Source organism: Mesorhizobium wenxiniae, assembly GCF_002284535.1.
GTDB classification, from domain to species: Bacteria; Pseudomonadota; Alphaproteobacteria; order Rhizobiales; family Rhizobiaceae; genus Mesorhizobium; species Mesorhizobium wenxiniae.
Genome location: NZ_NPKH01000016.1, coordinates 111,351 through 123,648 on the forward strand (window position 1 = coordinate 111,351; position 12,298 = coordinate 123,648).

A 12,298-nucleotide genomic window follows, 5' to 3' on the forward strand; every position below is an offset into this window, starting at 1 on the left:
AGTATCTTAGCTGCCGACCTCGTAGAAGGGCGCGCCAAGCAGGTCGGGAACGACGTCGATGCCGAGGCCCGGCCCGTCCGGAATGCCGATGCGGCTTCCCGAGACCGGCGGCATGTTCGATGCGGTGCGCACTGTCACCCATTCGTGGAATGCAATGGCGTGCAGCCGGCGCTCCTCCGGCGTCGACAGCGACAGATGCGCCATGGCTGATGTGTCGATCTCGGCGCCGCCGGTGTCCTCGACCGTGATCATGAAGCCGAGATCGACGGCAAGGTCGCGGATCTGGCGCGTCTTGGTCACGCCGCCGAGCCGCGAGATCTTCAGTGTCAGCCCGTCGGCCGCGCCCTTGCGGTGGATGTCGAGCATGTCGTCCAGCGAGGCGACGGATTCGTCCAGCACCATCGGCTTGTCGAGCGAGCGGCGCACCGACATGCATTCATCGATCGTGGTGCAGGGCTGCTCGAACGTGTAGTCGATGGCACGCGTCGCGTCAGTGAACTGGCGCGCTTGATAGGGCGTCCAGCCGGCATTGGCGTCGCAGAAGATGACGGTGCCCTTCGGCACCGAAGCGGCGACCGCGGTGACGCGCTCGATGTCGTCATGGACATTGCCGCCGACCTTCACCTGCAGCCGGTGAAACCCGTCCTTGACGATGCGCTTGGCAAGTGCGGCCATCGCGTCGACCGTACCATGGGTGACGACCTTGTAGAGCTCCGCCGTTTCGCTCTCGCGTCCGCCGAGCAGCGTTACCAGCGGTATGTCGGCGGCGCGTGCCGCGAGATCCGAGCATGCCATGTCGAGCGCCGACTTGATGTAGGGATGGCCCTTGAACACCGTGTCCATCAGCCTGCCGATACTGGCCAAGGCGAGGGGATCGTGGCCGAGCAGATGCGGCGCGATTTCGATGACGCCGGCGCGAGTGCCGGCCGCGAATGCCGGCGAGTAGAAATTGCCGAGCGGCGCCATCTCGCCCCACCCGGTCAGCCCGCTGTCGGAGGTGATGGCGACGATCACCGCGTCGAACGCATCGGCGACACGACCCTTGGACATACGATAGGGCCCGTCCACGAAGGGCTGCACGACATGGTAGGCCTTGATGGTTTTGATCTGCAATTTCTCTGTCCGTTGTCTGTGATGTCCTGACGAAGCCGAAATTGGCGCCGGTGGACTCAGCTGGCTTCTGGCCGGTTGCGCGTCGGGCCAGCCCGATCGGCCTTGGCGCCTTTGGAGTCGCGCTGTTCGAGGCTGCGCGCATAGGCGAGCAGTTCTTCGAAGTCGAGGCCGATATGCTCGCGGGCGTGGCTTTGTGCGGCGCGCATGTCGGCGCCTTTCAGCAACCGCACATAGGTCTCGTGGATGTCTTCGTCAGGCACCGGCTCTTTGCGCGCCCGCTGATGCAGGGCGAAATACATCTGCAGCCGGCTGGTCAGTCGCTGCCAGGTCTCGAGCAGAACCGAATTGTCGGCCCATTCGTGGATCAGGCCGTGCAATTGCAGCGCCGTTTCGATCTGCCTTGTGGTGTCGCGGTCGCGCGTCGCCTGCTTCACCGCCTCGTGGCGCCGGTCAAGCTCGTCGAAGAACCGCTGGTCGCGAAGCGGCCAGGTCAGTTCGATGGCGAACTCATCCAGAACCTTGTTGAGCGAATAGGCATCGTCGATGTCCTTGGCGGTCACATCAATGACGAAGGTTCCGGCGTAAGGAATGCTGGTCAGGATGCCTTCCTGGACCAGCTCACGCATCGCTTCGCGCAGCGGTGCGCGGCTCACCCGCATCTGCTCGGCAATCCTGAGTTCGTTGAGTTTCTGCCCGGGTTCCAGCTGGCCGGTCAGGATTGCACGCCGAAGCAACGCCACGATCTCGGCGCGTCTTGTCGTGTCCGCGATCGGAGCAAAATCCAGCTTCCCCATTCCTCAACTCCACAAGGTGCCGGAAGCAGAGAAGCAGACTGTCGACAATCTAACAAGATGTATCTATGGGTTTCCCGGTTCGGGCAGATTTCGGTCCGGCTCTCCGATCCCTATTGCGCGTTCATGCCCGCGGCCAAGTGCCGATCGCGCCGATGTCGCCGGCCTTGTCGAACTGCTCAGCAAAACGGCGCCCTCGGCAAAGCCGGGGGCGCCGCTGGACCGGGCCTGATGGGGGGTATCAGGTGGCCGGTTTCTCTGGCAGCGGCGAGACAGGCATTCCAGGGCCGATCTTCTGCAGATTGCCTGTTATCACCTGGTCGCCTTCCGATACGCCGCTCGAGATGGCCACCAGATCGCCATTGGTCGGCCCGAGCGAAACGATGCGCTGGTCGACAGTGTTGTCCTTGCCGACGACGTAGAGATATTTGCCGAGCTGGCTCGATCCCAACGCCGTCTGCGGCACCATCAGTGCATCGGGCTGCTGCTTGATGTGCAGCCTGACGCGAACATATTGGCCCGGCAGCAGTGTGAACTTGGCATTGCCGATCGTCGCCCGTGCGGTGATGGTGCCGGTCGAACGATCGACCGTGTTGTCGATGAAGGTGAGCTGACCTCTCTGGCGCGGCTCCGTATCGCCGGGAAGCAGGACGTCGACATCGACGGGCCCCGCCGCGCGGGCTTCCTCGATCTGCACCAGATCCGTTTCACTCGGATTGAAGGTGACATAGATCGGGTCGAGTTGCACCAGCGTGTTGAGCACAGTGCCTGCGACGCTGACCAGGGTTCCGACCGAGGCCTGGTTGCGGCCGACGCGCCCGGCGAACGGCGCCTTGATTTCGGAATAGCTCAGATTGAGCTCGGCGGTCCGCACAGCCGCCTGGTTCACGGCGAGCGAGGCCTGGGCCTCGCGCAAGCTGCTGGTGCGCTGGTCGAACGCATCCTTGGCGATGTATCCGCTCTTGGCGAGCTCGGTGCCGCGACCAAGGTTGGAACGCGCATAGTCGAGCGTTGCTTCGTCGCGCTGGACCTGAGCCTTCGCCTGGTCGAGGGCGGCCTGGAAATCCTCGGGAGCGATCTTGTAAAGAAGGTCGCCCTTCTTGACATCGCTGCCGTCGGGCGCGACCTGCTCCTGCAGATAACCCGGTACGCGCGCCTGCAGCGTGATGCTGCGGATCGGCTCTGTGCGGGCGGCATAGTCAAGATAGATCGGGATCGTCTTCTTGATGACGCTCACCACCGGCACCGGCATGACAAACGCTGCGGGATCGGGCGCCGCGGGTTCGGGCGTTGCCGCCCCTGCCGTACCGGCATTGAGGCCGAAATTGCCCATGTCGAGCAAGTGAACGCTGGCCACCGAGATCGCCCCAACGGCGACGGCCGCTCCCAACGCAATTTTCCATTTACGCATGATCAATTCTCCAGTCCTATTCGGCCGCTTCGGCCAATCGCTCGAAAGCGGGTTCGGCAGTTGGTTCAGTCGGCTCGGCAACGGGTTCGCTCTTGCTGCCGCGCTCGCGCAGCTGCTCGATCACCGCATAGAAGACCGGCACGAACACCAGCGACAGGATCGTCGCTGCGACCATGCCGCCAAAGACGGTGGTGCCGATCGACTGGCGGCTCGCTGCACCAGCACCTGTGGAGAACATCAGCGGCAGCACGCCGAGGATGAACGCGAAGGCGGTCATCAGGATGGGCCGCAGCCGCAGGCGCGCCGCTTCCATTGCGGCGTCGACGATGCTGAGACCTTCCTCGCGCCGGCGCCGGGCAAACTCCACGATCAGAATGGCGTTCTTCGCCGCCAGCCCGATCAGCATGACGAAGCCGATCTGCGAATAGACGTCGATCTGCATGCCGCGCATCAACAAGGCGACAAAGGCACCGAACAGGGCAAGCGGCACCGCGAGCAGAACCATGAAGGGCATGGCCCAGCTCTCATATTGGGCGGCGAGGATCAGGAAGACGAAGACCATGGCGAGACCGAAGACAATCGAGGCGATCGATCCGGCCTTAAGCTCCTGATAGGTGATGCCAGTCCATTCGTAGCCGAAATCCTTCGGCAGTGCCGTGGCAGCGGCCCGTTCCATCGCGGCGACCGCCTGGCCCGAGGAGAAGCCGGGTGCGGCACCGCCGTTGATCAGGGCCGACGCATTGTTGTTGTAATGCGGGACGGTTTCCGGGCCGACGATAGGCACCAGCTTGCCGAGCGTGCTCAACGGCACCATGCCGCCGGATGCATTGCGCACATAGAGCCGCGAAATATCGGCAGCACCCGCACGCGCATCCTTGTCGGCCTGGATCGTCACCCGGAAGGTGCGGCCGAACAGGTTGAAGTCGTTCACATAAAGCGAGCCCAGATAGATCTGCAGCGTGTTGAACACGTCAGGCAGGCTGAGGCCGAGCAGTTTCGCCTTGTTGCGGTCGAGGTCGTAGTTGAACTGCGGCGTCGAGGTCGAGAACGACGAGAACAATTGCTGCGGATTGAGCTCGGGCTGCTTGCGCGCTTCGGTCAGCACGGCTTGCGTCGCGTCGTTGAGCGCAATGCTGCCGCGACCGGTCAGATCCTGCACCTGGAATTCGAAGCCGCCGGTCGTGCCGATGCCGGGGATCGAAGGCGGATCGAAGCTCAGCGCGAAGGCCTCAGGAATTTCCATGAGCTTCGAGCGCACATCGGCGACGAGCTTCGAGGCGCTCTGGTCAGGGCCGCGTTGATCCCATGGCTTGAGGATGGCGAATTCCACCGCCGAGTTCGACTGGGCGGCACTGGTGAGGAAGTTCAAGCCGCTGATCGAGCCGACTATATCGACGCCGGGCGTGTTCTGCAGGACATCGCGTACCTTCCGGGCTACCGCGTCGGTGCGCTCCAGCGACGCGCCATCCGGCAACTGGATGACCACGAAGAAATAGCCTTGGTCCTCGACCGGAAGAAAGGTCGAGGGCAGGCGCTGCCAGACGAAATAGGTGGCGACAAGTCCGGCCGCGAACAGCCCGAGCATGATCCAGCGCAGGCGGATGAGGATGCGCACACCATTGGCGTAGGCATGCGACAGCCGTTCGAAGCCCGTGTTGAACCAGCGGAACGGCGCAAACTGCGTTGCCGGGCGGTGGCGCAGGAAGGCCGCACTGAGCGCCGGCGTGAGCGTCAGCGAGACGAAGGCGGAGATGCCAAAGGAGATCGCGACCGTCAGGGCAAACTGGTTGTAGAGCCGGCCGGAAACGCCGGGTATGAAGGCGACAGGCACGAACACAGCCATCAGCACGGCAGTCGTGGCGATGATCGGGCCGGTGACCTCGGCCATCGCTGCGCGCGTGGCAGCCAGCGGTTTGAGGCCGGCCTCCAGCTGGCGTTCGACATTCTCGACGACGACGATCGCATCGTCGACGACGAGGCCGATCGCCAGCACCATGCCGAGCAGGCTGAGCATGTTCAGCGAGAAGCCGAACATGTACATGACGACGAGCGTGGCCACCAGCGACACGGGAATCGCGATGGTCGGGATGATCGTGGTGCGCCAGCTCTGCAGGAAGATGAACACCACCGCGACAACCAGGACCAGTGCCTCGCCGAGCGTGACCAGCACGTCGTGCATCGACGCCGAGACGAAGCGCGTCGTGTCGTAGTGCATGGCGTAGCTGACGCCCTTGGGGAAGCGGGCCGACAGTTCCTGCATCTTGTCCTTGACGCGCTGCTGCAGATCGAGCGCGTTCGAGCCCGGCATCTGGTAGACAGCGAGCACCACGGTCGGGTCCTCACCAAAGAACGCCGACGACGAATATTGCAGGGCGCCGAGCTCGATGCGCGCGACGTCGCGCAGCCGCACCAGTGAACCGTTCGCGGCGTCGGCGCGCACGATGATATCGCCGAATTCCTTGGGATCGCTCAGTCGCCCGACCGCGTTGACCTGCATTTCGAAAGCGGTGCCGGCCGGCGCCGGCGACTGCCCGATCTTGCCGGCCGCGACCTGGACATTCTGCTCGGCGATGGCGTTCTGCACATCGACGGCGGTGATGCCGAGATTGGCGAGCTTGTCGGGATCGAGCCATACGCGCATCGAATAGCGCCGCTCGCCGAAGATCTGCACGTCGCCGACGCCGGGCAGGCGCTTCAGCGGGTCGACCACTTGCAGGTAGGCGAGGTTGCTGAGTGCGACCGGATCGACGGAGCCGTCGGGCGAGGTGAGGTTGACGATCAGGACGAAATTCGGGTTCTGCTTCTTGATCGTCACACCGCCCTGGTTGACGATGGCCGGCAGCGAGGACGCCGCCTGCGACACGCGGTTCTGGACGTCGACGGCGGCGGTGCTCAGGGAGTAGCCGACCTCGAAGGTGATGGTGATCGTCGACGAGCCGTCATTGGAACTCGATGACGACATATAGGTCATGCCTTGAACGCCGTTGATCTGCTGTTCGAGCGGCGTCGTGACGGTGTCGGCCACGACTTGCGCACTGGCGCCCGGGTAGTTGGCGCTGACCACGACCTGAGGCGGCGTGATGTCGGGAAATTGCGAGACAGGCAGCAGGAAATAGCAGATCGCCCCGGCGAGCACCATGATGATGGCGATCGACGATGCGAAGATCGGTCGGTGGATGAAGAAGTTTACCATGACACGTACGCCTCGCCAGATGCTCTCGCCTGGCCGAAGGCCTTGGCCACTCTGGACAGCCGTCGGCTGCGGCTTTGCCCCGGGTCTTCCAGGAAACGAGGCGGCGCCTTGCGGCTGCGGCCTTGCGTATCCGCAAGGGTACGCAGCATTGTCTCGAAAGAGCGCGGGTCGACACGGTCGGCCTTCATCAGCATCCGGATCATCGGATCCTTCACAACTTCGTCGATCGTCAAATCTTTGCGCTGCGACATCGTAGCGGCTCCTGGCTTGCGATCTCCGGTGGACGCCGCAGATCGGGTGTTCTTCCTGTTCGCGGCCAAAGTCGCCTGGGGCGCAGTTGATGCCTGGGCCGATTCGGCGGAGGCTGTTCACAGGCGCCTGCGAGATTGACACGAGGCAATGGGGGTGTTACCAGTAAGTAACATCTAGAAGTTACAGACCGGTAACACCCTAGTCAAGAGGTGTACCGAGGGATTTTTCGGAAACCCCGGAACCAAGGAGGTTTTGATGGAAGACGGCACTGCGGAACGCATCCGCCCCCGGGATCGCATCCTGGAGACGGCACGGGATATGTTCCACAAGCATGGCATCAAGGGCGTCGGTGTCGACGCGATCACTGAGGCCGCCGGTACCAACAAGATGACGCTCTACCGTCATTTTGAGTCCAAGGACGATCTGGTCATCGAGTGCCTGCGGGCGACCGCATGCAGCGCCAACGCGATGTGGCAAAAGTTCGAGGCCGAGCATCCGGGCGACAAGCTTGCGCAACTGCACGCCTGGGTTCGGATGGCGGCCGATTGCCTGATGGTGGACGGCCGCGGTTGCGACATGGCGAACGCCGCCATCGAGTTGAGCGAGACCGACCATCCGGCCCGTCGGGTGATCAAGGAACTCAAGCAGGCCCAGCGCGACCGTTTGGTCGGCCTGTGCCGGGATGCCGGCATCGGCCAGGCAGAGCTTCTCGCCGATACGTTGTCGCTGCTGCTTGAAGGCGCCCGTGTCAGCCTTCAAAGCGTCGGAGCCGAAGGCCCCAGCGCGCAATTTGTCCGCATGGCGGAAGGCCTGATCGCGTCTTTCCGGGGCGCTGCGGCCAGATAGTCTCGCAAGCGGCGAAACGATCGATAGCGTGTTCATTGCGAGCCGCGCCGCCGAATGCTCTTTTGTCCGGTCGGACGAGCCGTCATCGCGCTTCTCCTTTGCCGGTCTGTCGCCGAACCATTCCCGGCGCTACCTGTTGCTTGTTGGTGAGGCAGGATAGAACCGATAGCGAATTGGTGAGAGTGACAAGTGTGACGGGATTCCGACGGATCCGCTGATCGCGGCTGCAACACCCTTGCTGGCGAATATGCCGGCGGCATCAACCCTGGTGACAGCTCCCGAACAAGCCCGTGACCGTCGCCCGTATGGTCATTCGACGCCGATCAACGTTTCCGGTGATCTTCGAGACCTCAGCCTTTGCCCAACATCCGGAGCCGGAACAAAAAAGCCCGCTGCCGGGAGGAGGTGGCAGCGGGCTTGATTTCGAATACGGGACGGGAGGAGGTGTACCGCACTCAGCGTCGGCATCGCATCTGGGAGGAGTAGATGGCCGACACCTGCGAAACTAGCGGTTGCCCAATGATTCGGCAACAACAAAAGATGCATAGCAGATGTGCAGATCTGCGGTATCAACAGAATTTTAACCATTCGAACAATTGACGGTGGCCATTTGCGCGGCATCACTGGACCGGAACGTTTTCCTTGAAGATCAGGCGCGGCTCGATGAATTTTCGCGTCAGATAGGGCGCCGAGGAAGCGATCGAGCCGAGCAGGCGAATGACCGATTGCTCGGCGATCAGTCGTGCATTCTGGTCGATGACGACATCGAGCAGATCGTCGACGAGATAGCCGCGTGTCGCCCTCGTCAGGTCGTGGCAAATGAACACCGGCTTCCTTTGCGGCTTGGCTTCCAGCAGCGCTTTCGCCACGCCCGAACGCCCGGCGCCGACGCAATAGATGCCGAGCAGTTCCGGCTCGTTGTGCAGCGCCTTCATCGTCGCGGTGTAGCTGATATCAGGCTCGTCGTTGATCTCGACGGCGCTGGTCACGGTCAAATTGGGGAACTCCTCGCTGAGCACGGAGCGAAAGCCCATTTCACGTTCCTCATGCCCGCGATAGGAGCGTGAGCCGACGACCATTGCCAGATGGCCGGTGCGCCCGCCCACGAAACGTCCCATCAAAAGCGCTGCGGTGCGCCCGGCCACACGGTTGTCGATGCCGACATAGGCCGATCGCGGTGCGCCCGGAACGTCCGACACCAGCGTGACGAGGCGGATGCCGGCCTCGACGATCTCGCGCAGGATGTTGCGCGTTCTCGGATGATCGATCGCGATGACGCCAGCGCCGTTTGCCTTGAGCGAGAGGTTTTCGACCGCCGCCTGCAACGCGTTCGGCGAGATGCCTGCGAGCTTGTGGATCCGGCAGGAGGCGACAAGCGGCAGGCGTGCCGCATAATCCTCAATATGATTTGCCAGATCCATCATGAAGGCATTGGTGCCGATCGGCAGGAAGAACTCGAGATGCGCCGGCCGCGAGGGCAGCGTGACCTGATCCACGACCGGCAAATAGCCAAGCTGCTTGGCCGCCTCCATCACGCGCTGCCGGTTGGCCGCGCTGGCGCCTGGCCGGTTGTTCAGCACCCGGTCGACCGTCGCGGTCGACAGCCCGCAGCTTCTGGCGATGTCGGCAACGGTGGCTTTCATTGTCGCAGTCATAGGAGCCGATGCGATCCTGTGCGAGAGATACGGCCAACCCGGCTTCCAGCTGGCCACTCAGCCCTGCGGTTGCTTCCCCTGCACGATGGCGTCGTGGATCTCCTTGTCAGACATGCCGGTGATGATCCGTTCGACTTCCGCGACGTTGGTGTTCTTCGGATCGATATCGTCGGCAACCACCTTGCCGCGGCGCATCACGACGATGCGGTCGACCACCTGGAAGACATGGTGGATGTTATGGGCGATGAAGATGCAGGAATGCCCCGAATCGCGGGCGCTGCGCACGAAGCTCAGCACACCTTGCGTCTCGGCGACGCCGAGATTGTTGGTCGGCTCGTCGAGGATGATCAAGTCGCTGTCGAAATGCATGGCGCGCGCGATCGCCACGGCCTGCCGCTCACCGCCGGAGAGCGAGCCGATCGGCGTGGTCGGCGGGATGTTCTTCGAGATGCCGACCTGCTTGAGCAGGTCGCGGGCGACCACGTTCATTGCTTCCTGGTCCATGCGGTTGAGGAAACGCGGCGGCTTGATCGGCTCGCGCCCGAGAAACAGATTGCGCGCGATCGACAATTGCGTGACCAGTGCCGAGTCCTGGTAGATCGTCTCGATACCGTGGGCGATGGCGTCGCTGGTGCTGCGGAAGTCCACCTTCTTGCCGCGGATGAAGATGTCGCCGCTGGTCAGCGGAACCGCACCCGACAGCACCTTGATCAGCGTCGACTTGCCGGCGCCATTGTCGCCGAGCAGACCGACGATCTCGCTTTCATTGACATGGAAATTGGCGTCTACCAGCGCCTGCACACGCCCGTAGGACTTGCGGATGTTTTCCATGCGGACAAGCGGTTCGGCCATGGTTCAAGTCCCCGCCTGATGCCGGCGTTCCAGCCATGAGTGGAGCGCCATCATGCCGAGGATGATCGCGCCGATGAAGATGTTGTAGGCAAGCCCTGGCACGCCGATTAGCACGATGCCGTTGCGCATCACGCGCAGGATCAGGATGCCGAGCACGGTACCGATAATGGTGCCGCGTCCGCCGGTCAGCGCCGTGCCGCCGATCACCACCATGGCGATGACTTCGAGCTCGTAGCCGGTGCCGCTGTTCGGGTTGGCCGCCGAGGTGCGCAGCGAGCTGATGACGCCGGCAAGCGAGGCCATGATCGACGACAGGATGAACAGGCCGATCTTGACGCCGCTGACATTGACGCCGCGCGCCCTTGCCGCATTGGGGTTGCCGCCGGCCGCCTGGATCCAGTTGCCGGTCCGGCTCTGCGTCAGCACGTAGCCGAGTGCGATCGCTGCTGCAATGAACCAGAACAGCGACATGTAGATGCGGAACGGCCCGATGAAGAAATCGCCGACCAGCGCCTCGGCAAGCCAGCTGCCTTCGGCGCTCCAGGTCCGTTGCGGAAATCCGCTGGTGACGAACAGAGCGGTGCCGCGCACGACCAGCAGCATGCCGAGCGTCACCAGGAAGGACGGAATCTTGAGTTGCGTTACGAACCAGCCATTGACCAGCCCGATGAAGGCGGCAACCAGCAGGGCCACGACGAAGCCAGCTTCCAGCGAGGTGAGGCCGCTGTTGAAGAGCGTCCACATCAAGACGGGCGAGAAGCCGAACAGCGATCCGACCGAGAGGTCGAATTCGCCCGAAGTCATCAACAGCGTCATCGCCAGCGCAATCAGGCCAAGCTCGACCGTGAAGGCCAATATGTTGCTGATGTTCTGCGGCGACAGGAAGTCCTGGTTGAACCCCCAGAACACGGCGAGCTCGACGACGAGCAGCACGAAGGGCCCGAATTCCGGCCTGGCGATCGAGCGTTGGACGATGGAACTGTTTTCCACGTTGGACCCGCGACATGGTTGGGACTGGCCCAGCCCGGCACCGCGTAAGGCGGTTCGAGGCTCGGCGGAATGATGGGGACGACCGCGGCAGGCGTGCCGCGACCATCCCGATCGCGGTTTTATTTTCCGGACAGGATGTCGTCGTAGACCTGCGCGGTGTCCTTTTCGTAGAGTGCGCCGGTGATCACGTCGAAGCCGGGCGGAATGCCGCTGGCGGCCATATTGGCGATCGAAAGCGCCACATAACTGGTCGCCTGCGGATCCTGCCATTGTGCGGCATTGACGTAGCCGGTCAGCACCTCCTGGGTGGTGTCGAGCGAGTTGCCCCAGCCGACGACCGGGATTTCGCCCGGCTTGATGCCGGCCTGGTCGAACACCCGCTTGATCGAGCCGGTCACCAGATCGCCGAGGCCGATGATCGCCTTGACCTTGGTCCTGTTAGCGGTGAGGTAGTCGACCATACGGTTGATCGCTTCGGCCTGGTCGAGCGTGGCTTCGGTGATTTCATAGGTGATGCCGAGCGGCTCGAACACGCTCTTGATGCCTTCTTCTTCCTGAACGCCATAGGTGGCGCCCGGGATTTCAACCGGCATCCAGACAAAATCGCCCTTTTTCACCAGGCCCTTGTCGACCAGATACTGCGCCCAGTTCCTGCCGAAGGTGACGTTGTCGCCGCCAACATAGGCGTTGAAGTCCGCCTTCGGATCGGGCGTGTTGAAGTTGATGATCGGGATGTTTGCCGCCCGTGCTTCCCTAGCGAGCTCGATAAGGCTGCCCGGGTCGGGGCTGGTGGTGGTGATGCCGTCGGCCTTTGCAGCGATGGCCGCGCGGACCGCCTCCTGCTGGGACGACACGTCGCCATTGTGGAACGAGGTGTTGACGGTGTTGCCGGTGTCCGTCGCCCATTGCTTGGCGCCGGCGAGGAAGTAGGTCCAGACCGGATCGGCCGGGCCGCCATGAGAAATCCAGTAGAAGGTCTTGGCCTGTGCCGCCGCCGGAATGGCCAGCGCCACGATCAAGCCGAATACAAATAGTCGTAGCCTTGTCAGCATTTGATTTCCTCCCATTTGAAAACTTCCTCCACCTCCGACGACGATCACGGCAAACCCTGATCGTATTTTTGCCAGCGCCGACCTGGATGCATCAGAGCATCCGCTTTTTCGACATATGGCAAGCCTCCATTTGCCAGTGGTAG

10 protein-coding genes are annotated in these 12,298 nt (G+C 62.8%); 1 reads left to right on the forward strand and 9 read right to left on the reverse strand.

Annotated features, from left to right (window positions below; translation table 11 throughout):
- Positions 1–6: 6 nt before the first annotated feature.
- The 5 genes from CIT31_RS08375 to CIT31_RS08395 all read right to left on the reverse strand — a co-directional run bounded on the left by CIT31_RS08375 (position 7) and on the right by CIT31_RS08395 (position 6,759).
- A complete protein-coding gene (locus CIT31_RS08375; protein WP_095518217.1) occupies positions 7–1,113 on the reverse strand; it encodes a mandelate racemase/muconate lactonizing enzyme family protein in 1,107 nt (368 codons plus the stop codon).
- 56 nt (positions 1,114–1,169) lie between these two features.
- On the reverse strand, positions 1,170–1,907 hold the full coding sequence (locus CIT31_RS08380; RefSeq protein WP_095518218.1) for a GntR family transcriptional regulator: 738 nt from the start codon (positions 1,905–1,907) through the stop codon (positions 1,170–1,172).
- Positions 1,908–2,145: 238 nt separating this feature from the next.
- On the reverse strand, positions 2,146–3,315 hold the full coding sequence (locus CIT31_RS08385) for an efflux RND transporter periplasmic adaptor subunit (protein ID WP_095518219.1): 1,170 nt from the start codon (positions 3,313–3,315) through the stop codon (positions 2,146–2,148).
- A gap of 16 nt (positions 3,316–3,331) precedes the next feature.
- Positions 3,332–6,508 carry an efflux RND transporter permease subunit gene (locus CIT31_RS08390; protein WP_095518220.1) on the reverse strand — a complete coding sequence of 1,059 codons (3,177 nt, stop codon included), beginning with the start codon at positions 6,506–6,508 and terminating at the stop codon, positions 3,332–3,334.
- Positions 6,502–6,759, reverse strand: a complete 258-nt coding sequence (locus CIT31_RS08395) for a hypothetical protein (RefSeq protein ID WP_065010086.1) — start codon at positions 6,757–6,759, stop codon at positions 6,502–6,504. Before CIT31_RS08395 ends, CIT31_RS08390 begins: the two co-directional genes overlap by 7 nt.
- A gap of 256 nt (positions 6,760–7,015) precedes the next feature.
- Here CIT31_RS08395 and CIT31_RS08400 point away from each other — a divergent pair, with 256 nt between their 5' ends.
- On the forward strand, positions 7,016–7,606 hold the full coding sequence (locus tag CIT31_RS08400; RefSeq protein ID WP_065010087.1) for a TetR/AcrR family transcriptional regulator: 591 nt from the start codon (positions 7,016–7,018) through the stop codon (positions 7,604–7,606).
- A gap of 620 nt (positions 7,607–8,226) precedes the next feature.
- Here CIT31_RS08400 and CIT31_RS08405 read toward each other — a convergent pair.
- From CIT31_RS08405 to CIT31_RS08420, 4 genes are all read right to left on the reverse strand, one after another.
- Positions 8,227–9,249: a LacI family DNA-binding transcriptional regulator gene (locus CIT31_RS08405; RefSeq protein WP_029355410.1), complete on the reverse strand. Its 1,023-nt coding sequence runs from the start codon at positions 9,247–9,249 to the stop codon at positions 8,227–8,229.
- A 69-nt stretch (positions 9,250–9,318) separates the two neighbouring features.
- On the reverse strand, positions 9,319–10,113 hold the full coding sequence (locus tag CIT31_RS08410) for an ATP-binding cassette domain-containing protein (protein ID WP_095518221.1): 795 nt from the start codon (positions 10,111–10,113) through the stop codon (positions 9,319–9,321).
- A gap of 3 nt (positions 10,114–10,116) precedes the next feature.
- Entirely contained in the window at positions 10,117–11,103 is a 987-nt protein-coding gene (locus tag CIT31_RS08415; protein WP_095518222.1) for an ABC transporter permease, read from the reverse strand.
- A 119-nt stretch (positions 11,104–11,222) separates the two neighbouring features.
- Positions 11,223–12,155, reverse strand: coding sequence for a substrate-binding domain-containing protein (locus CIT31_RS08420; RefSeq protein WP_065010089.1), 933 nt, complete (start codon positions 12,153–12,155; stop codon positions 11,223–11,225).
- Positions 12,156–12,298 lie beyond the last annotated feature (143 nt).

Bases quoted from the DNA above. Each gene is read 5' to 3' on its own strand.
- CIT31_RS08380 (WP_095518218.1), bottom strand. From the start codon at position 1,907: ATGGGGAAGCTGGATTTTGCTCCGATCGCGGACACGACAAGACGCGCC.
- CIT31_RS08385 (WP_095518219.1), bottom strand. From the start codon at position 3,315: ATGCGTAAATGGAAAATTGCGTTGGGAGCGGCCGTCGCCGTTGGGGCG.
- CIT31_RS08390 (WP_095518220.1), bottom strand. From the start codon at position 6,508: ATGGTAAACTTCTTCATCCACCGACCGATCTTCGCATCGTCGATCGCC.
- CIT31_RS08395 (WP_065010086.1), bottom strand. From the start codon at position 6,759: ATGTCGCAGCGCAAAGATTTGACGATCGACGAAGTTGTGAAGGATCCG.
- CIT31_RS08400 (WP_065010087.1), top strand. From the start codon at position 7,016: ATGGAAGACGGCACTGCGGAACGCATCCGCCCCCGGGATCGCATCCTG.
- CIT31_RS08405 (WP_029355410.1), bottom strand. From the start codon at position 9,249: ATGAAAGCCACCGTTGCCGACATCGCCAGAAGCTGCGGGCTGTCGACC.
- CIT31_RS08410 (WP_095518221.1), bottom strand. From the start codon at position 10,113: ATGGCCGAACCGCTTGTCCGCATGGAAAACATCCGCAAGTCCTACGGG.
- CIT31_RS08420 (WP_065010089.1), bottom strand. From the start codon at position 12,155: ATGCTGACAAGGCTACGACTATTTGTATTCGGCTTGATCGTGGCGCTG.